The following is a 19,411-nucleotide window of genomic DNA, read 5'->3' on the forward strand; positions in this document are numbered from 1 at the left end:
GAGGTAGAATGGACCGTATCAATTGTTCATTGAATACCGGTACGTCTCTAGAATGTAGTACACCGCATCTAAAGTCATGAATAAATAATTAATATAACTGTTCCAATACAGTCCCCGGATAAAAATGCGCCAGAATCTGCTCAAAATTATAGCCGTTTTCTGCCAGGCCGCGGACGCCAAATTGGCTCATTCCCACTCCATGGCCGTTTCCGCCACCGCGGAAACGAATGTTTGTGATTTGATTGTTGTTGTCCCGTTCTATATCCAGCACCATAAATGTGCTGGGCAAAATGGTGTAATTGGACAGCGTGGAGCCGTCATGGCGTTTAAGAATGATATCGCGGCTGCCGCTGGTTCTGACCGGCCGCAGCGTAAAGCGGATTGTATATTCCTTCAGCAAACGATAGGTGCCGTTTTCGCCTGCGATTTCCAACTCCATAATATTGCCGCCTTCACCGCGTTGAATTACCCGCAGGTCCTCTAATTTTCCCAGGGGGTCGGCGGGGATTTCTTTTGCTACAAACCGGCCGTTTTCTTCAGTAAGCACATAATCAGACTGCGCCCGCTGCCTTTCCGGCAGAAACTGCTTGATGGAATCTTCCAGTTCTTCTCTGGTCATTTCCACTTCCCAGCGGAACCAGGGTGAAGCTTTGTCATAACTGTCCCAGTCACCGGAAGTAAAAAACTTCCGGGCGCCTTCTTCGCCTGACACATCGGGCAGTGAACCGCTCTTAAGCTGAGGGCCGGAAACCAGATAAGAAACAGGGGAAGCGGGAAAGGCCCCGGTTGCCGGATCATGCCACACTTCCTCAAAGTTGGCGGTTACGCCGGAAGAGGTGGAGAAGAAACGGGTATCGGCAATGGCGTCACCATAGGTTAATATACGACCGGATGTTTCGTTTACCGCCCTGGTACTCTCCGGGTATTCGGGAACATTGTTGTAGACCTGAGAGGACACGCTGTCATCCACATGGGCGGCATAGGCACGAAAACCGCTGCGATAGATGGAGGATACTGCATAGGAACGGGCTGCCACCGCCTGAACTTTAAGCGGTTCAACACCAAAGGAAACCGGCATCTCACTGGGCACCACAGAATACAGGTACGTATCCAGCGGTACTTCATTGACAAGCTGGAGCTGGCCGTTAAATGCCCTGACTTCCAAATGTCCCGCATATGACGGGGTAAAGCGCGGGTTGCCCCGGCTTAGCGAATCTATGCTAATCCGACCACTGTCGGCAGTAATATAGAGGCGGTTGTCAAAACCCTGGCTTTCACCGGAAGGCAGTACTACCCGAACTTCATTATCTGATGCAGTGATGGTAACTACTCCCGCCGCTGCCCGCAGAGAATTGCCGGATATTCTGTCTTCCAGAGTCAGCGGACTTTGTCCCGATAACTGCACATTCTCATGTAAAAGTCCGCGGAAATCTGTGGTGTTTAGTGCCGCCCGAATGGTTTGTGGGACAAATTCTTCGGGCATCGTTACTGCTTTAATCAGATCGTCCTGCCAGTAAACGGTGAGATTTTCCATGCCTACTATCAAATCGCTTCTGTCTGCGGTATGAAGCCCTTCTTCCTGCCGGAAAAACGCTGTATCCTCCGTAGTGGGTAAAAATCCCGCCAGTTCCCCTTCCAGCGTCGCCTCAGTAACGGTAAGCAGTTTATTTATCTCCCCTGGTGTAAATGCCGCAAAATAGGCAATCTCATCTCCCACCCCCACAAGCATCCCCGCTTTGGGTGCCCCTTCACCTGCGCTTTGGATGTCGGCGGAGCGATTAAATGAAAGTTCCAGTCCGTCGGCGGTGAGAAAGGTTACGGTCTCCGGCGTTTCGTTCAGGACTATGGCCACCGGAACAAGTGCTAATTCAGGAAAAGAGCTGATTTTCCAACCCTGTGGAGTTCTGGCCATTTGTGCCTCAACCATATGAGATCTGTCTTCTCCCAGCCCCATTACTAATGAAACTGTGGCACTGTTGAAAGATTGTAACCGGATTTCTTCAATCTCTTCCAAAAAAAACAGTTCGGAGTCGGCCAGAGATTTTAGCAGGGCCTCTTTCCCCTGAAAGCTCTCATCCAGATAATCTGCAGCAACCTCTTTGCCCTGGCCGGCACCGGAAAAGAATTGCTGTATAGTATTATGGATATCCTGTCTGGCCTGCTGCATAACCAAAAAGGCTACCACTGCGGCAACGACCATTAAGCCCAGAATCAATGCAGCTTTTCTCATAGTAAAAGCCTCCTTAGAATTCCTTTGGCGAATATTTGCTATCTGTCTCTGTTTAAATTCCCTATGTATTATCCTCTTCCTGCGCATTAGGAAAACTTAAAATATGTTATATATGTATAACTATGCCCATCTTTCATGCTCTTGACACGAACACATGTTTGTTATATATTAAGGATATAATTGGAAGAATAGGGGGCGATGAGATGCTGGCCACAGTGACCGGCTGTACCGTTGTCGGCATTGAAGGCAGATTGGTTGATGTGGAGGTTTATCTGTCCGCACAACTACCCAGCTTTGACATCGTAGGCCTGCCCGATACTGCGGTCCGGGAGGCGCGGGACCGGGTGCGGGCGGCTGTTAAAAACAGCGGGTTTAGCTTCCCACAGCAGAGGATAATTGTTAATCTGGCTCCCGCCGATTTAAAAAAAGAAGGTCCCCAGTTGGATTTAGCACTGGCCGTTGGCATTTTAAAGGCCAGCGGCCAGCTTTTTTTATCTGAAGTCCCACTGGCGGTGCTTGGCGAATTGGCTTTGGACGGGACTCTGCGACCGGTAAGGGGAGTACTGTCCATGGTGATGGCGGCCCGGGAAGCGGGGTTTCGTCTGGTTTTGGTACCGCTGGAGAATGCGGCGGAAGCCCGGCTGGTGGGTGGAGTGCAGGTGCTTGGAGCCAGTTCCCTGTCGGAAGCATTGGAAATCGTAACCGGTGAGAAAGAGCCGCCACCGGTGCCGCAACAGAAAGAAAACCCGGCACCACCCCAGGCCGACTTTGGCCAGGTTAAAGGACAGGAAGGGGCAAAACGTGCGCTGGAAGTAGCGGCGGCAGGCGGCCATAGTGTGTTGATGTGCGGGCCTCCGGGATCAGGTAAAACAATGCTGGCTCGCTGCGTCCCGTCCATATTGCCGCCCCTTTCCCTGGAAGAAAGCCTGGAGACCACAAAAATATTCAGCGCCGCCGGACTTCTTAAGGCGGCGGCCACCCGCATCAGCAGGCGCCCCTTTCGCAGTCCTCACCATACCGTAACTGCCGCCGCTCTTTGCGGGGGAGGCCGCTATCCCCGGCCAGGGGAAGTATCACTGGCACATAACGGCGTTTTGTTTCTTGATGAGCTACCCGAGTTTCGCCGGGAGACGCTGGAGGTGCTGCGCCAACCTCTGGAGGAGGGGAATGTCACCGTGGCCCGGCTGCAGGCAACATATACATATCCTGCAAACTTTATGCTCCTTGCTTCAATGAATCCCTGTCCCTGCGGAATGCTCTCTGATCCTGCGGTGGAGTGTGCCTGCAGCGAGTGGCAGGTGCGCCGCTACCGCCAGAAAATCTCCGGTCCATTACTTGACCGTATGGATCTGTTTGTAGATGTAATGCGCCTTTGTTATGACGAAGTGTCAGGCAAAGGAGACGGGGAGCCGTCAAAAAATATAGCGCGTCGCGTATCCCAGGCTCGGGACCTGCAGCGCCAACGCTTTGCGCAGTCAGAAATTTCCTGCAATGCCCAAATGGGGACAAAAGAGTTGCAAGTTTTTTGTCAGCTGGATGCCGCCGGCCGGGATATACTCCGACATGCCTTCTCCCGGCTGCATCTGTCGGCACGGGCTTATGACCGTATTCTCAAGGTAGCCCGTACAGTAGCCGATTTAGATGGAGAGACCCGCATACTTCCCCGGCATTTGGCTGAAGCCATAGGTTATCGCCAGGCCGAGACTTCTCCCCGTCTGGCCATGACCAGAGCTTAAGAGATGTACAATCTGAAAGGCGATTCAAAAAGATAGAATAAGTTGTCAGAATTCTAATAACTAAAAATCTTAAAAGTTAAACAATTAGCTATTTCATAGTCAATGGGCACCAACTGCGCTATAATGATAAAAAGCATTACCACAGCTGCCAACTTGGTGATGCTAAAAGAGGAGGAAGCAAAATGTTTGTGATTTTATTGACCGCACTTGTTGTTGCCGGCTTGTTTATCTTTGATAATCTGATTGACGGTGACAAATTATTTCACATTGAGAATGTGGAACAAGAGCGAAACATATGTCCCTTTACCACAGTAGAAGCATTCGTTCTGAGTAAGTAACTAAAGAAACAGGCCCGTCAACAGGGCCTGTTTTTTTGTTCCGGTTTTGTGCCGGATAGCAAACCTGCGGCGGTATAGAGAATTGAAACGCCTATGCTTTTCCTGAAAGGATTTGTGACGGTAAAAGAGAACTTAAACATAAAATGACACTGAGAAGAGGTGTTCTTAATATGACTAAATGCGCAACTTGTGGTGCATATCGCTGTAAAGAAAATGGCCCGGAATTTCCCGGTTTTTGCCCGGGGAAAAATGAAGAGGAGTTAATCCGTGAGGCCATAACCTGTTATGAGAATGAGGATCGGGAAACTGCCCATGCTGCCGCTGAAGTGGAGGCCACCGGTTATGGCAGCTGGCCGCGGGTACGTGAAATTATGGAATTTGCAAACCGGCTGGGTAACAAAAAAATAGGCCTGGCTTTTTGTCTGGGACTGCGCCAGGAAGCCCGGATCTTTGCCGATATTCTCACTGCTAATGGCTTTGAAGTGGTTTCAGCCATCTGCAAAACCGGAGCGGTGGATAAGGAGGAAATTGGTATCTCTCCTCAATGCAAAGTGAATCCGGGCCAGTTTGAAGCAATCTGTAATCCGGCGGCCCAGGCGGCCATTTTGGACAATGCCGGTAGCGAACTCAGTGTTTTGCTGGGCCTGTGTGTTGGGCACGATACCCTTTTTATCAAACACTCCAAAGCACCGGTAACCACGTTGGCCGTAAAAGACCGGGTGTTGGCCCATAACCCTCTGGGTGCTCTTTATGCCGGCCATTATTATCATAAGAAGCTAATGGGAAAAAATAAATAACCGCCAAACGGCGGTCTAATGTTTGCCCTGTGCAAGCAGCTGTTGATGTAATTTGTCCAGTGTTTCCACGTTATTTTCCCAATAAAGGGTTTGCCTTGCTTCTTCGTAGGAAAGCCACTTACATTCGGTATGCTCAAATGATATTTCAATTTCCGGCGGATCTGTTACTTCCACCGCCAAGACAGATACGGAGCAGGATGTCCCGTTCATATCAAAGAAAAAATAATGATTGGGATCTGTAACCCGCTCATATTCTTCAATACCCGTTTCTTCGGTTAACTCCCGCAATGCCGCATGGCGGTTTGTCTCCGGCTCGTCAATAAAGCCGGTCACCGGCTGCCAATAGCCCCCCAGTTTTGGATTGCGTTTTAACAGGAGATAGCGGGGCTCTCCGTTTTGCCATTTGTATAAGAAAACCATGATACAACGAACTGTCATAGACAGATTCCCCCTTAAAAATAATATACCCAAAAAAGCCTGCTCTCGCAATAACAAACATCTTACAATGGAGGACCCATGGAGAAAAAGATATCACGCTTAACCGCAGATGTAAGCTTATTAATGGTTTCCTGCATCTGGGGCCTGACATTTGTATCGCTGAAAAATGCCTTGACTGAAATAATGCCGTTTTCTTTTAATTTTTACCGTTTTAGCATTGCCGCCCTGTTAATGCTGGTATTGGCTCCCCGCTGCATCGCCGCCATTAAAAAGGAAACTGTTTTTGCCGGACTGCTACTGGGATTTTTTTTGTTTGGAGGCCATTCCCTGCAAACCATGGGGCTGCTTTACACCACTGTGGCCAATGCCGGTTTTCTAACCGGCCTGGTGGTAGTATTTGTTCCCTTGATATTGGCGGTACTGATCAGAAAATCACCGCCTGTAAATGCCTGGGCCGGCGCTCTTTTTGCTTTTGCCGGTGTGGCAGTGCTGTCATTGGGCGCCAGTGTCCGCTTAAACATAGGTGATATACTGGTAATATTGTGTGCTGTATGTTTTGCTCTCCAGCTAATCTATGTGGGGCGCTACTGCCACCAACACAATATTTTGCAACTGGTATTCGTGCAGATAGTTACAGTAGCTGTTTTGAGCTTCCCACCGGCCATATTAGCCGAGCCTTTTATTTTGCCGCAAGGGTTTAGTGCAAATATCTGGTTGGCGCTCTTTGTTACCGCAGTGCTGGCCACCACCCTGGCCTTCTTTGTGCAGGCCACCATGCAAAAATATACCGAATCTACCCATGCGGCCATTGTCCTCTCAGCAGAACCTGTTTTTGCCGCTTTGTTTGCCGCCCTTTTACTGGGCGAGATTCTCGGAGGGAGGGTGTTGTTAGGCGGCAGCCTGGTGCTGGCAGGAATGCTGCTGGCCGAAATTCGTGTATTCTCTTGGCCTCGTTCGCAAAAACTATTTGCGAAACGAGGTGAATAGTTTGGCAAGTTTCGATGCAATTGTTGTGGGCGCCGGTCCAGCCGGCAGTTCTGCAGCACTACATATGGCCCAAAACGGAATGCGGGTGGCACTCCTGGAGCGGGGCGATTCCCCGGGAAATAAAAACATGTTTGGAGGGGCTATTTATACCGAGCCGATGATGGAGATAGTCCCCGATTTTCTGCAGGAAGCACCGCTTGAGCGTAATGTAACCAGAGATTCTCTCTGGTTTCTGGATAATGATTCAGCCGTGGAGGTGGGTTTTACCGGCCTGCGCTTTGGCAAACCGCCGTACAACAAAATCACCGTACTTCGCCCGCGGTTTGACCGCTGGCTGGCAGACAAGGCTGTCCAGGCCGGTGCCACACTGCAGACAAAAGCTGTGGTGCGCGACCTGTTATATGAGAAAAGAACTCTGGGGCGCGGCCGTGTTAAGGGTGTCATCCTGGATGACGGCAGTGCGGCCGAGGCGGATTTGGTTATCCTGGCCGAAGGCGTGGTGGCTTCCATCACCAAAAAGGCCGGTTTGGTTAAGCCAACCCCTGCTAATCTGCTCAGCCTGTGGATCCGGGAAGTGATTTCCCTGCCCAAAGAAAAAATCGAAGACCGTTTTTTACTGGAAAAAAATGAGGGAGCAGTTCTGGCCATGATCGGCTACCCCACAACCCAGGCCATCGGCCTGGCAGGGATTTTCACCAACCGGGATTCCATCTCCCTTACTCTGGGGATGTCCATAGATAAGATTGCCAGAAACCGTGTTGCCATTCCGGAGCTTTTGACCCGACTAAAAGAACATCCTTATGTCCGCCGCCTGATTGCCGGCGGAAAAAGCGAAGCTTACGCGGCCCACATGATACCCCACGGCGGCAAAGCTGCTCAGCCCAAATTTTATGATGACGGCCTGATGGTGGCTGGAGATGCGGCCATTATGGTCAGCGGGCGCCGCGGCAGCGACCTGGCCATGCTTTCCGGCAAGGCTGCAGCGGAAACCGCTGTTCACGCCCGCGCCAAACAGGATTTTTCCGCCGACATACTTAAAGGTTACAAACGAAGGCTCAACCACACCTTTTTTATGAAAAATATCCAGCAAGCCAAGGATACGGTTAAGTACTATGATAATCACAGTGATGCCGACTATCTCTTAAACACTGCGGTAAATGAACTGGCTTATGAATTTTTCCGTGCCGGAATGGTCACAGATAAAGAGAAAGTTCAACGCATGGCCCGCCTGGTTTTGGACAAACAGGCGCCGGCCAAAACTGTTTATGATTTGTTTATCGGTTTGCAAAACTGGGGGGTGTTATAATGAGCGGAGAAGAATATCTTCCCCTGGTTAAAATCACACCGGATGAAAAAAGCCATATTACGTTAAAAGATGCCAAACACTGTAAAACATGCCGGCTCCGTGCCTGTCTTTATGTCTGCCCGTCTGCTGTTTTTTTCTGGGATGAATTGGAGGAAAAACTGGACATTTTCTGGCGCCGCTGTGTTGAGTGTGCGGCATGCGAACCGGCTTGTCCTCAAAACATCGAATATGAAAATCCCCGCGGCGGTTATGGAGTATCATACCACCTGTAGAGAAAGGAGAGCGTTATGAGTATCTTAAGTCAGTTAGACACCCCTGTTTTCAAAGCAGAGGGAATACCCAAAATTGATCCGCAGACCTTTCGCCTTAAAGTATGGGGCCTGATGGAGGGGGAGCGGGACTTTTCTCTGCCGGATTTAAAACAGATGCCCTTCACCCGTCTTGATGCCCGCCTTACTTCCGTTAGCGGTTGGTCTGTGAGGGCAAAATGGGACGGTGTGCTGTGGCAGGATTTTGTTAAAAATATTAACCTGATGCCCCAGGCAAAGTATGTCACCTTCACCAGCGTGGGGGGCTACGATACCGGAATTCCCCTGCATGAACTAAACGAGCGGGTAATGCTGGTCTGGGCCGTGGACGGAGAGCCGCTGGAAAGACAGTACGGCGGGCCGCTGCGCTTACTGGTACCCCATCTATGGGGCTATAAATCCTGCAAATGGCTAAATGATATCGAGTTTCACCAGGAGGAAAGGGGTGGCTTCTGGGAAGACCGGGGCTACACCCGCTCCGGCATCATTGAACCCGGCATGACACTGGATATCAACACCCGCACCGAACGCCCCATTAAAGGAGGCGGGGAGGTTACTGAGTTCTAAAACAAAAGCGCCGCTACGGCGCTTTTATATTGGAGCGAAACTACTAGGGAAGCCAGCATTAAAAGGTAGGGGTTAAGGGAACTGAATTTACTTGCTTTGCTTATGTAACTTTTCTTTTTTTATCCAGTATAGCCAGCACTGCTGCCAATACCACCCCCCATATACTGGCTCCGATAACGTTGGAGGTAGCTGTCCGCAGTTCTATAGGAAAAGTGCCCTCAACTTCAAATAAGTGGCTGACGGAATAAATTATAAACCAAATTGTCACACCAAACAGCCAACCCTTAAATAAATATAATCTGCTGCTTACGGCAGGTAAAAAGTAGGCAAACAAAATGCCGAGAATTCCGGTAAAAACCAAATGCCCAATTAAGCCGATGACGTGTTGTCCGATACCCTGAATATCCGGTTCGCCAAGAATAATTATGGAAGCCCATTGCCAAAAGGGTACTTCGGAAAAACCTATTAACCAGGAAATGACCCCATATATATTCATGATAATACCTCCGGCAATACCTGCTATAAAACCGCGAAACAACCGGTCTTCAAACAATAAGCTCACCTCCCTGCGCAAATATGCTGTTTTTTTAGCTTTTCTCCAAATGCAAATATATATAATTTCTAAAAACAGAAAGCTTGCTCTATTTAAAGCAAGCTTTCGCTTCAGGAGCAAATCTACTGCTGTTGCTGTCCCTGGTTCATGGGATTGCTTTCGGTTAGGTAATTTAAGCGGCTGTTTAACTGCTGGATATGGTTATCCATATCCATAGCTAATTGCTGGTACATGGCTTTGGCCAGCTGATCTTCGGTTGATTCGGCAAAAGTTGCATACGTTCCCTTGGCTGTCTCTGCAGCGGCAATGGCTTTTTTCAGGTCTGCTTGTACAGTCATATTTCTCTCCTTTGTAAATAGGTTTGCTTACCATAGTTTGACCACTTTTCTTTGTGTTACACCTTGTTTTGCCTTATCTGTTCTGGACACGTCAACAGGCGTATAGTATAATTATTCTATTATTTACGCGACTTGGCCAAAAAGACCAAAATAATGTTTTCTGGTTACGAAATTTGGGAGGGGAAACATCTTGAGCAGGCTGACAGTATACGATACGACGCTACGGGACGGTTCGCAGCGGGAAGGCATTTCGTTTTCCGTCAGCGATAAGCTAAAAATCACCCAGCGTCTGGATGATTTTGGCATTGATTATATTGAAGGGGGTTGGCCCGGTTCCAACCCTAAGGATATTGAATATTTTCGCAAAGTGCGGCAACTGGATTTAAAACACAGCAAGATCTCTGCTTTTAGCAGCACCCGCCGGGCCGGAATCCGGGTACAGGACGACTTAAATATTCAGGCATTATTGGCTGCCGAGACCAATGTGGTGACCATATTTGGCAAGTCCTGGGATTTTCATGTTACCGATGCCATCGGGACTACTTTGGAAGAAAACCTGGCTATGATTAGCGACACCGTTGCCTATTTTAAGGAAATGGGCCGGGAAGTGATTTATGATGCGGAACACTTTTTTGACGGTTACCGCCATAACCCGGAGTATGCCATGGCCACCATTAAGGCGGCGGAAGAAGCGGGAGCAGATATGGTGGTTTTATGTGACACCAACGGCGGCATGATGCCCTTTGCCCTGCAGCAAATCCTGCAGCATGTGCGCTCCCGGATTACATCAAAGCTGGGAATTCACGCCCACGATGATGCCGGGATGGCGGTGAGCAACTCTATTATTGCGGCGGAAATGGGTTTTGACCAGATTCAGGGTACCATTAACGGGTACGGCGAGCGCTGTGGTAACGCCAACCTGTGTACCATCATTCCCAACCTGCAATTAAAACTGAGTATGCTGATTGTGGAGCCGGAACAGTTGGAACAGTTAACCTGTCTGTCACGGTATGTGGCGGAACTGGCTAACCTGTCACCTCAGGAGCAGCAGCCCTATGTGGGTGAAAACGCCTTTGCACATAAAGGCGGTATCCATGTGGATGCGGTGCTCAAACACGCCCACACCTATGAGCATTTACAGCCGGAACTGGTGGGCAACTCCCGCCGCATTCTCGTCTCTGAATTGTCCGGTAAAAGTAACGTGCTTTATAAAGCACGGGAGCATAATATTGATTTGTCCAAAGAAACCCCGGAAACAAAAGCGGTGTTGGACCGTATCAAAGAGATGGAGTACCAGGGATATCAATTCGAAGGTGCGGAAGCTTCCTTTGAGTTGTTAATCTGGAAAGCTTTGAAAGTCCACCAGCGGCTCTTTGAACTGGTGGGAGTAAGGACTTTCGTGGAAAAAATCGGCGATAACGGCAATATTCTCTCCGAGGCCACGGTAAAGGTGCGGGTGGATAACCGGGAATACCTTACCGCCGGAGAAGGAAACGGTCCGGTACACGCTTTAGACGAAGCGCTGCGCAAAGCACTGCTGCAGGTTTATCCTGAAATCCGTCATTTCCACCTGGTGGATTATAAGGTGCGCGTCCTGGACGGCAAAGACGGCACCGGTGCTAAAGTACGGGTGCTGATTGAAACCCGTGATGAGCGCAAAAAGAAATCCTGGGGGACAGTAGGTGTCTCGCCCAACCTGATTGAAGCAAGTTGGCAGGCTTTGGTGGACAGTGTGGAGTACGGCCTGATGAACGCCAATAAAGCTAAGATGAAGGAACTGCGCAAAGCTGTAAAGCAGTTCAGAATGGAAGGGTAGACCATGAAAGAGCTATACGGTTTGGCTACTGCCATTGGCAGTCTTCCTCAGCGTGAGGCTGATACAGCTTTGAGCATGATATTTTCATCTGTTCCCGAAATTCCGCACTGGCCGCAACTGCCCACTGCAGGGGCGGCTGAAGGGTTTATCCGCCAGTACCTTACACCGCTTTTGGACCGACGCCTGGTGGTGGAAGCCCCCGGCCGTTCACCGTATTTTCCCACCGCAGCAGCAGACTGGCTGGAGCGCATTACCGCCTTTTACAGCGAAGTGCTGGATGAAACAGATCCTAAAGCACCGCAGCATTTCGGTTTTCCCAAAGAATCGGCCGCCGGCTTTTATGCCTTTTTGCAGCGTTTGCATGAAAAAGGCCCCGGTGCGGCCCGGTACATAAAAGGACAACTGAGCGGCCCGGTAACCATGGGTTTTCAGGTTACCGATGAAAACATGCAGCCGGCATTCTACAATGAAGAGCTGCGTGATATGCTGGTGCGCAGCCTGATAATGCAGGTGCGTTGGCAGGCCAGGACCCTGGCGGCCTTTGACCGGCCTGTTATTCTTTTTATAGACGATCCCGGCATTTACGGCTACGGACAGTCCACTTTTGTTGGGCTTTCCAAAGAAGCAATTCAGGACAGCCTGCGCCCCTTAATAGATGCGGCACATGAGGAAGGTGCCCTGGTGGGAGTTCATGCCTGTGCCGGTGTGGACTGGTCGCTGTTATTTGAGTTGCCCCTGGATATTGTAAACATAGATGTCTATCATTATTTTACTTCCCTTGTTCTGTACGCCGCCGAGTTTGCTGAATATCTGTCCCGTGGCGGCACACTGGCCTGGGGACTGGTACCCACATCTGATGAAATTACAACAGAGTCGGCTCAGTCACTTTTAAAACGCCTGGAAGAATACTTTCAAACCCTGGAGAAAAAAGGAGTGGACCGGGACCGCCTGCGCAAGCAGCTGATTTTTACTCCCAGCTGCGGTACCGGAACGCTGACCACATCTCAGGCAGAAGCGGTGTACGCACGATTACAAGAAGTCAGCAAAACCTATCGAAGCAGATAATTTAGCTACCATTAAAGGTGAGTGTTATCCGTGCGCTTAAAACGTTTGCTTGTCAAACTTGTTCCTTACTGGCCCATGGCTGTGGGCGCCGCATTTTCAGCACTGGTTGTCCTGGTGTTGAATCTGTTGATTCCGCAGTTCATCCGTCTGGTTATTGACGAGGCCATCCTGGAGGGGCAGGTTTTTCTTTTGCCCTGGATTGCCGGCGGCATTGTTTTGGTTACTGTAGTCAAAGGCGTTTTTTCTTTTGGGCAGCGTTATTTGATGGAAAGGGTGGCCCAGAAAATTATTTTTGATTTACGTAACCGCCTCTATAATCATCTGCAGCATTTGTCGTTCTCCTACTACGAAAATACCCAGACCGGCCAGTTGATGAGCCGGGCAACCGCCGATGTGGAAATGCTGAAGCGCTTCTACGGTTTCGGGATAATTCACCTGTTTCAGGGAGCGGTCACCTTTATTGGGGTACTGATCGTTATCTTTGCCATGCATGCGCGGCTGGCTGCCCTTACAGTACTGGCACTGCCCATTATTTTGGTGGTTATTTTCCGATTTGGCAAAAAAGTAGGCCCTGCATACCAGGTCATTCAGGAGCAGTTGGCAGACTTGACTTCTGTTTTGCAGGAAAACCTGACCGGTATTCGGGTTGTAAAAGCATTCGGCCGGGAAGAGGGAGAGTCCCAGAAGTTTGATAACGAGAATGCCGCCCTTTTAAACAAAAACATATCAGCGGTACGAATCTGGGCGTACTATTTTCCCTTTCTTAGTTTTCTCACCGGCCTGGCAGCTGCCTTTATTATTTGGTACGGCGGCCGTGAGGTAATTGCCGGGCGGCTGATGCTGGGAGAGTTGATTGCCTTTAACAGTTACCTGTTAATGCTGGTAATGCCCATGCGCATGTTGGGCTGGGTGGTTAATCTGTCGCAGCGCGCCCTCACATCTGCGGCGCGGGTTTTTGAAATTCTGGATACCAAGCCGGAAATCGATGATGCCCCGGATGCACGGGAACTGCTAGACGTGAAAGGCGAGGTAACCTTTCGCAGTGTTTCCTTTGCCTACCGCGAAGGGGTGGAAGCGCTAAAAAATATCTCCTTCACCGCCAAACCCGGGGAAAATGTGGCTATTGTGGGTACCACCGGATCCGGTAAAACCACGCTGGTAAGCCTTATTCCCCGCTTTTACGATCCAACAGAGGGAGAGGTTCTCCTGGATCATGAGGATATCCGGTCCTTTACCCTGCAGTCCCTGCGCCGGACCATCGGCTTTGTTTCTCAGGACACCTTTTTGTTTTCCGCCACCATTTCCGAAAATATCGGCTACGGCGATGCAAAAGCCGACCATGAAGCCATAGTTGCTGCTGCCAAAGCAGCACAAATCCATGATTTTATCGTCACTTTGCCCCAGGGGTATGAAACCATGGTGGGGGAAAGGGGAGTTAACCTCTCCGGAGGCCAGAAACAGCGTATTGCCATAGCCCGTGCGCTCTTAAAGGACCCCAAAATCCTCATTCTTGACGACTATACCTCCAGTGTGGATGCCCATACCGAATACCTGATTCGCGGTGCGCTGGACACATTGATGGCAGGAAGAACTTCCTTTATCATTGCCCAGCGTATTTCCACCGTTTTAGCCGCAGATCAGATACTGGTTATGGACGGCGGAGAAATCGTTGCCCGCGGTACTCATGAGGACCTGTTGGAAACCAGTCCCCTTTATCAGGAGATCTATAATATTCAGTTTAGCGGCAATTCCCTGACCTGCGATGAAGAAGGGAGGGATAATCCGTGGACCACATGATTCATCAGTCCCAAAGCCTGGACGAGAAAGGCAATATTGATCCTAAAACCCTGCGACGCCTGTTGTCTTATATCCGGCCGTTTCGCGGCACTGCCATTCTGGCCCTAATATTAATGGCCTTTTCGTCGCTTACCACCCTGGCCGGCCCCTATATTATTAAGCTGGCCATCGATACCGCCATCGCCCCTGGAGACCCGTCGCGGCTAAATTTATTAGTGGCCCTGTTTTTGCTTTCCCATCTGTTAAACTGGGCAACTTCCTTTGGCCAGCAGTATCTGATGGCGGTGGTGGGGCACAATGCCATCTACGGCTTGCGTAAGCAGTTGTTTAATCATTTGCAGCGGATGCCTTTTCGCTTCTTTGACAAACAGCCGGTGGGCAAGGTAATGTCCCGGGTGACAAATGATACCGAAGCGCTTACAGAGATGATCTCCAGCGGTATTTCCCATATTGTGGGCGATACTCTGCTTTTGGTGGGTATCATTATCATTATGCTGGGAGAAAACTGGACTCTGGCACTGTTGACTTTCCTCACCCTGCCGCTGCTCTTTTTTACCGCCACTTATTTTCGCAACCGCGTACTTTATGCCTACCGCAATGTGCGGGAAAAAATTGCCGATGTGAATACCAATCTGCAGGAAAGCATCTCCGGAGTACGTATCACCCAGTCATTTACCCGGGAAGCGGAAAACGCCCATCGTTTCACCCGGATTAACCGGGAAAACTATGAAGCAAACATGCATGCCATCTCCCTGTTTTCCATTTTCCTGCCCTTTATTGAAGTCATCAGCGCCATCGGTACCGCCATCGTCCTCTGGTATGGCGGCGGCCAGGTAATACAGGCCCTGATTCCCATCGGAACCCTGTATCTGTTTTTGGACTATACCGCACGTTTTTACGCCCCTATTCGCGACCTCTCCCAGGTTTACAACAGCCTGCAGTCGGCGGTGGCTGCTGCAGAAAAGATCTTTGGTATTCTTGATACAGAACCGGAAAAAGATAAACCGGATGCTTATGATTTAAAAAGGGTGGATGGGCACCTGGTATTTGACGATGTCCATTTTGCCTATGAAGAGGATCAGAAAGTGCTGGACGGCGTCAGCTTTGAGCTGCAGGCCGGGGAGACCCTGGCGGTGGTGGGCCCCACCGGTGCCGGTAAAACCACCCTGGTAAATCTCCTCTGTCGTTTCTACAACGCATCTTCGGGACAGATTCTTTTAGACGGTCACAATATCGCCGATGTCACCCTGCAATCCCTGCGTAGCCAGACCGGTCTGGTACTTCAGGATACATTCCTGTTTAACGGCACAGTCCGGGATAACATTCTTTTTGGTACTCCAAATGCCACCCAGGAACAGGTGGAGCAAGCGGCTCGAGCTGTCCATGCCCACCAGTTCATTGTGGCGCTTCCCCAAGGTTATGACACCGTAGTACAGGAGCGGGGCAGTATGCTATCAGCGGGGCAGCGCCAGTTAATAGCCTTTGCCCGGGCTCTTTTAAGAGACCCGGCAATCCTAATCCTGGACGAGGCCACAGCCAGCGTGGACACCCGTACCGAAGCACAAATCCAGGACGCGCTGGAAACCCTGTTGGCCGGTCGCACCTCCATTATCATTGCGCACCGTCTGTCCACAGTGGAGTATGCCGATAAAATCATTGTGTTGGAGGACGGACAGATTCAGCAGGAGGGTACCCACCAAGAACTGTCCTGCATTCCCGGCCTGTACCGCGAACTTTTGCAAAAAACACAGTAAGTACAGTATGATTTCCCCTCCAAGGGGAAATCTTTTTGTAAGACGAATGTTTTTAAAGGAAAATGGTGGTTAATGTGGAAACTTATTTTGTTACTGTGTTTATAGATTGGGGGGTGAACTTTTGGAAATAAAGGATTTTTTGCGCGACATTTGTGAGGCTCCCGGCGTATCGGGCTACGAGCACAATGTTGCCAAAATAGTAAATGCAGCCTTTTTGGACTATGCCGACGAAGTGCGCCAGGATCGTCTGGGAAACGTTGTCTTCTATAAAAAAGGAACGGGTGAAAACCGCCCTCGCATTTTACTGGCTGCCCATATGGATGAGATTGGCTTAATGGTTACAAAGGTGGAAGAGGGAGGCTTTTTGCGCTTTTCTGCCGTTGGCGGTATTGACCCGCGGACCATTGTGGGCCAGGAAGTGATACTTTACGGCAAGGAAGCTTTGCCGGGAGTCATCGGAGTCAAGCCTCCGCACCTCACTGCCGGAGAAGACCTGACCAAAGCCCATTCCATGGAGGATTTACATATTGACGTTGCTCTGCCGGAAGAAAGGGTAAAGAAGCTGGTCTCGGTGGGCGACCTGGCTGTTATCCGCCGGGAAATGATTGATTTGGCCGGCAATTCCGTGGCCGCCAAAGCCATGGACGACCGGGCCGGCATTGCGGTGCTCTTAACATGCCTGCAGGAGCTGGAGCGGCTGCAGCATAAAGCAGATGTATTTGCCGTGGCCACGGTTCAGGAAGAGGTGGGCGTGCGCGGAGCGGCCACCGCCACCTACGGGGTGGTTCCGGATATCGGAATTGCCGTGGATGTTACCCACGGTGAAATGCCCGGTGTGCCCGAACATGAAACATCTAAATTGGGTAAAGGGCCTGCCCTTACCCTGGGGCCTAATATTCATCCCAAGGTAGGCAATGAACTGATTAACATTGCCAAAGAATATAAGATTCCCTACCAATTGGAAGTCTCACCGGCGCCCACCGGAACCGATGCCCGGGCTATTCAGGTGACCCGTGGCGGCATTCCCACCGGGCTGGTGTCCATCCCTCTTCGCTACATGCATACCTCAGTAGAGCTGCTGGATCTGGAAGATGTAAAGCTTTCCGGACGCCTTTTGGCTTACTTTATCGCCGCTGTAGACGCTGCTTTTCTGGAGGGATTAAAATGCTCTTAAAAAAATTAACTGAAGCGTACGGCGTTTCCGGAGATGAAAACGATGTGCGCCAAATCCTCAAAGAAGAATTAACACCCATCGCTGAAGAAATAACCACTGATACCCTGGGAAACCTGTATGTCAAAAAAGGCATCGGGCGCAAACCCCGTGTTATGCTGGCCTCACACATGGATGAAATCGGCCTGATGGTGGTTGGTTTTGAAAAAAGCGGCCTGCTTAGGGTTACCAAGGTAGGCGGCATAGATAATCGTGTCCTGGTTTCCAAAGCGGTGGTTGTGGGTAAAAGACGTATCCCCGGCGTCATCGGCGCCAAGGCGGTTCACCTGCAAAAACCGAACGAACGCAAAAAAGCCATCAACATCGATAACCTCTACATAGATATCGGCGTGCGCAGCCAGGATGAAGCGGAAAAGATGGTCCAGGTGGGCGACTACGTGGCTTTTTCCGCCACAACCCGCGAAGCCGGTGATAACTGCCTGATAGGTAAGGCTTTTGACAACCGGGCCGGCTGTGCAATACTGGCTGAACTTTTAAAGGAAGACCTGGACCTGGAGTTAACCGGTGTTTTTACCGTCCAGGAAGAGGTGGGGCTGCGCGGCGCCGGCGTGGCTGCCTATTCGGTTCATCCCGATATAGCCTTAATCATTGAAAGCACTTCCGCATCCGATGTGATGGATACCAAGGAAGCAGCCCATGTCACCACTTTGGGAGGAGGCCCCGCCGTCACTCTGATGGATTCATCCTTTATCGCCCCGCAGTATATGGTGGATTTGGTGGTGGGGACGGCGGAAAAACTGGATATACCTTTCCAGTTTCGGCGTCTGACCACGGCGGGCACCGATGCGGGCAAGATTCACCAGACCCACGCCGGCATCTCAAGTGCGGTTATTGCCGTGCCGTGCCGCTACATTCATTCACCGGCATCAATTATCAGCCAGGAAGATTATCAAAATACTCTGCGTCTGGCCAAAGGAATCTTAAACGCCATCGCCGAAGGAGGCTTGCCCCATGAAGGATCTGCTTAAAAAACTTAGTGAAACATACGGGCCTGCAGGCCGTGAAGAACAAATAGCAAGAGTGATCCGTGATGAAATAAAAGACCATGTGGACGAGGTCTACACAGATAATATGGGAAACCTGTATGCGGTAAAAAAAGGCTACGGCACCAAGGTCATGATTGCCGCCCATATGGATGAAATCGGCGTCATCGTTACCTATATCGAGGAAAAAGGATTCCTGCGTTTCAGTAACGTTGGCGGTGTTAATCCCCATGTACTTTTGGGCCAGCGCCTTATTTTCGCCAACGGTACCGTAGGTACCATCGGGATGGAAAAGCTGGACGACATTAAAAAACTCTCTCTGGATAAGCTCTACATCGACATTGGCGCAAAAGACAGGGAAGAGGCAGCCAAAAAAGTAAAAATCGGCGATGTGGCCACTTATCACCGCAATGTGGAATTTGCAGACAACCGCGTTATCGGCAAAGCCATGGACAACCGGGCCGGCTGCGCCGTCCTGATTAAAGCCATTCAGGAGTTGGGTCAGACAAGCAATGAAATTCATGCCGTCTTTACCGCCCAGGAAGAAGTGGGACTGCGCGGTTCCCGCACCTCAACCTACCGCATAAATCCCGACATAGGTCTGGCCGTTGATGTGACCTTAACAGGCGACACACCGGAAGCTCCCAAAATGGATGTGTCCCTTGGTAAGGGTCCAACGGTCAAAGTAAAGGATGCCTCTGTAATCTGTCATCCCCGCCTAAAAGACTTGCTCTCCGACCTGGCGGAAAACAACCAGATTCCCTACCAGTACGAAGTTCTTTTAGCCGGCGGCACCGATGCCGGGGCCATGCACCTTACCAAAGAAGGGATTCCCTCCGGGGTAATCTCCGTTCCCTGCCGCTATGTCCATACTCCGGGTGAAATGGTTGACCTGGACGATATGCAAAATGCAGTAAAGCTTTTAAAGCTGTTTTTGGAAAATCCGGTGGAAATGGACAAAATCTTTCCTTGCACATTGGATTAGTAAATGTTACAATGTTTGCGGACGGTATTGCGGGGCAAACCGTACCAACAAAACGTACTGAAAACAGTATACCAATTTAACGAAACCCCATAGCACTGCTTGGAGCCAATGCGGCCCGGGACAGGAGGACGGGATACCTAAGCTTTCTATGCCTTCTGACCATGTCAGAAGGCATTTCCTTT

The 19,411-nt window shown here is 50.3% G+C and carries 18 protein-coding genes; 14 read left to right on the plus strand and 4 right to left on the minus strand.

The window, feature by feature from the left end; genetic code table 11:
- Positions 1 to 88 precede the first annotated feature (88 nt).
- On the minus strand, positions 89 to 2,230 hold the full coding sequence (locus tag DEALDRAFT_RS16070; protein WP_008517047.1) for a SpoIID/LytB domain-containing protein: 2,142 nt from the start codon (positions 2,228 to 2,230) through the stop codon (positions 89 to 91).
- Between the two features lie 203 nt (positions 2,231 to 2,433).
- Here DEALDRAFT_RS16070 and DEALDRAFT_RS09760 point away from each other — a divergent pair, with 203 nt between their 5' ends.
- The 3 genes from DEALDRAFT_RS09760 to DEALDRAFT_RS09765 all read left to right on the plus strand — a co-directional run bounded on the left by DEALDRAFT_RS09760 (position 2,434) and on the right by DEALDRAFT_RS09765 (position 5,101).
- Positions 2,434 to 3,966: a YifB family Mg chelatase-like AAA ATPase gene (locus tag DEALDRAFT_RS09760; RefSeq protein ID WP_008517049.1), complete on the plus strand. Its 1,533-nt coding sequence runs from the start codon at positions 2,434 to 2,436 to the stop codon at positions 3,964 to 3,966.
- Positions 3,967 to 4,148: 182 nt separating this feature from the next.
- The gene (locus DEALDRAFT_RS16910) at positions 4,149 to 4,304 is read left to right on the plus strand and encodes a hypothetical protein (protein ID WP_008517051.1); all 156 of its coding nucleotides are present in this window, start codon (positions 4,149 to 4,151) and stop codon (positions 4,302 to 4,304) included.
- 170 nt (positions 4,305 to 4,474) lie between these two features.
- Positions 4,475 to 5,101 carry a DUF1847 domain-containing protein gene (locus tag DEALDRAFT_RS09765; protein WP_008517053.1) on the plus strand — a complete coding sequence of 209 codons (627 nt, stop codon included), beginning with the start codon at positions 4,475 to 4,477 and terminating at the stop codon, positions 5,099 to 5,101.
- A gap of 15 nt (positions 5,102 to 5,116) precedes the next feature.
- Here the strand turns inward: DEALDRAFT_RS09765 and DEALDRAFT_RS09770 are convergent, their stop codons facing one another.
- A complete protein-coding gene (locus DEALDRAFT_RS09770) occupies positions 5,117 to 5,539 on the minus strand; it encodes an NUDIX hydrolase (protein WP_008517054.1) in 423 nt (140 codons plus the stop codon).
- Positions 5,540 to 5,617: 78 nt separating this feature from the next.
- Between DEALDRAFT_RS09770 and DEALDRAFT_RS09775 the strand changes: the two genes are divergently transcribed.
- From DEALDRAFT_RS09775 to DEALDRAFT_RS09790, 4 genes are read left to right on the plus strand one after another with little or no spacing between them, the layout of a single operon-like run.
- Complete coding sequence (locus DEALDRAFT_RS09775; RefSeq protein WP_008517055.1) at positions 5,618 to 6,526, plus strand: DMT family transporter; 909 nt, start codon at positions 5,618 to 5,620, stop codon at positions 6,524 to 6,526.
- Positions 6,519 to 7,832, plus strand: a complete 1,314-nt coding sequence (locus DEALDRAFT_RS09780; RefSeq protein ID WP_395858017.1) for an FAD-dependent oxidoreductase — start codon at positions 6,519 to 6,521, stop codon at positions 7,830 to 7,832. The genes DEALDRAFT_RS09775 and DEALDRAFT_RS09780 overlap by 8 nt, the downstream gene beginning before the upstream one ends.
- Positions 7,832 to 8,104, plus strand: coding sequence for a ferredoxin family protein (locus DEALDRAFT_RS09785; RefSeq protein ID WP_008517057.1), 273 nt, complete (start codon positions 7,832 to 7,834; stop codon positions 8,102 to 8,104). Before DEALDRAFT_RS09780 ends, DEALDRAFT_RS09785 begins: the two co-directional genes overlap by 1 nt.
- 15 nt (positions 8,105 to 8,119) lie before the next feature.
- Complete coding sequence (locus DEALDRAFT_RS09790) at positions 8,120 to 8,707, plus strand: molybdopterin-dependent oxidoreductase (RefSeq protein WP_008517058.1); 588 nt, start codon at positions 8,120 to 8,122, stop codon at positions 8,705 to 8,707.
- Between the two features lie 100 nt (positions 8,708 to 8,807).
- Here DEALDRAFT_RS09790 and DEALDRAFT_RS09795 read toward each other — a convergent pair whose 3' ends face one another.
- On the minus strand, positions 8,808 to 9,260 hold the full coding sequence (locus tag DEALDRAFT_RS09795; protein ID WP_008517059.1) for a DUF6789 family protein: 453 nt from the start codon (positions 9,258 to 9,260) through the stop codon (positions 8,808 to 8,810).
- 122 nt (positions 9,261 to 9,382) lie between these two features.
- Positions 9,383 to 9,598 (minus strand): DUF1657 domain-containing protein, encoded by a 216-nt coding sequence (locus DEALDRAFT_RS09800; protein WP_008517060.1) that lies wholly within the window; start codon positions 9,596 to 9,598, stop codon positions 9,383 to 9,385.
- A gap of 190 nt (positions 9,599 to 9,788) precedes the next feature.
- Here DEALDRAFT_RS09800 and cimA point away from each other — a divergent pair, with 190 nt between their 5' ends.
- The 7 genes from cimA (at position 9,789) to DEALDRAFT_RS09835 (ending at position 19,229) form a co-directional block, all read left to right on the plus strand.
- On the plus strand, positions 9,789 to 11,414 hold the full coding sequence (gene cimA / locus DEALDRAFT_RS09805; RefSeq protein ID WP_008517074.1) for a citramalate synthase: 1,626 nt from the start codon (positions 9,789 to 9,791) through the stop codon (positions 11,412 to 11,414).
- A 3-nt stretch (positions 11,415 to 11,417) separates the two neighbouring features.
- Positions 11,418 to 12,479, plus strand: a complete 1,062-nt coding sequence (locus tag DEALDRAFT_RS09810) for a uroporphyrinogen decarboxylase/cobalamine-independent methonine synthase family protein (protein ID WP_008517075.1) — start codon at positions 11,418 to 11,420, stop codon at positions 12,477 to 12,479.
- 30 nt (positions 12,480 to 12,509) lie between these two features.
- Entirely contained in the window at positions 12,510 to 14,276 is a 1,767-nt protein-coding gene (locus DEALDRAFT_RS09815; protein WP_008517077.1) for an ABC transporter ATP-binding protein, read from the plus strand.
- The gene (locus tag DEALDRAFT_RS09820) at positions 14,273 to 16,030 is read left to right on the plus strand and encodes an ABC transporter ATP-binding protein (protein ID WP_243441156.1); all 1,758 of its coding nucleotides are present in this window, start codon (positions 14,273 to 14,275) and stop codon (positions 16,028 to 16,030) included. The genes DEALDRAFT_RS09815 and DEALDRAFT_RS09820 overlap by 4 nt, the downstream gene beginning before the upstream one ends.
- A gap of 121 nt (positions 16,031 to 16,151) precedes the next feature.
- The gene (locus DEALDRAFT_RS09825) at positions 16,152 to 17,204 is read left to right on the plus strand and encodes a M42 family metallopeptidase (RefSeq protein WP_008517085.1); all 1,053 of its coding nucleotides are present in this window, start codon (positions 16,152 to 16,154) and stop codon (positions 17,202 to 17,204) included.
- Complete coding sequence (locus tag DEALDRAFT_RS09830; protein WP_008517087.1) at positions 17,195 to 18,229, plus strand: M42 family metallopeptidase; 1,035 nt, start codon at positions 17,195 to 17,197, stop codon at positions 18,227 to 18,229. The genes DEALDRAFT_RS09825 and DEALDRAFT_RS09830 overlap by 10 nt, the downstream gene beginning before the upstream one ends.
- Positions 18,213 to 19,229, plus strand: coding sequence for a M42 family metallopeptidase (locus DEALDRAFT_RS09835; protein ID WP_008517089.1), 1,017 nt, complete (start codon positions 18,213 to 18,215; stop codon positions 19,227 to 19,229). The genes DEALDRAFT_RS09830 and DEALDRAFT_RS09835 overlap by 17 nt, the downstream gene beginning before the upstream one ends.
- Positions 19,230 to 19,411 lie beyond the last annotated feature (182 nt).

The organism is Dethiobacter alkaliphilus AHT 1 (assembly GCF_000174415.1).
Lineage (GTDB): Bacteria > Bacillota > Dethiobacteria > Dethiobacterales > Dethiobacteraceae > Dethiobacter > Dethiobacter alkaliphilus.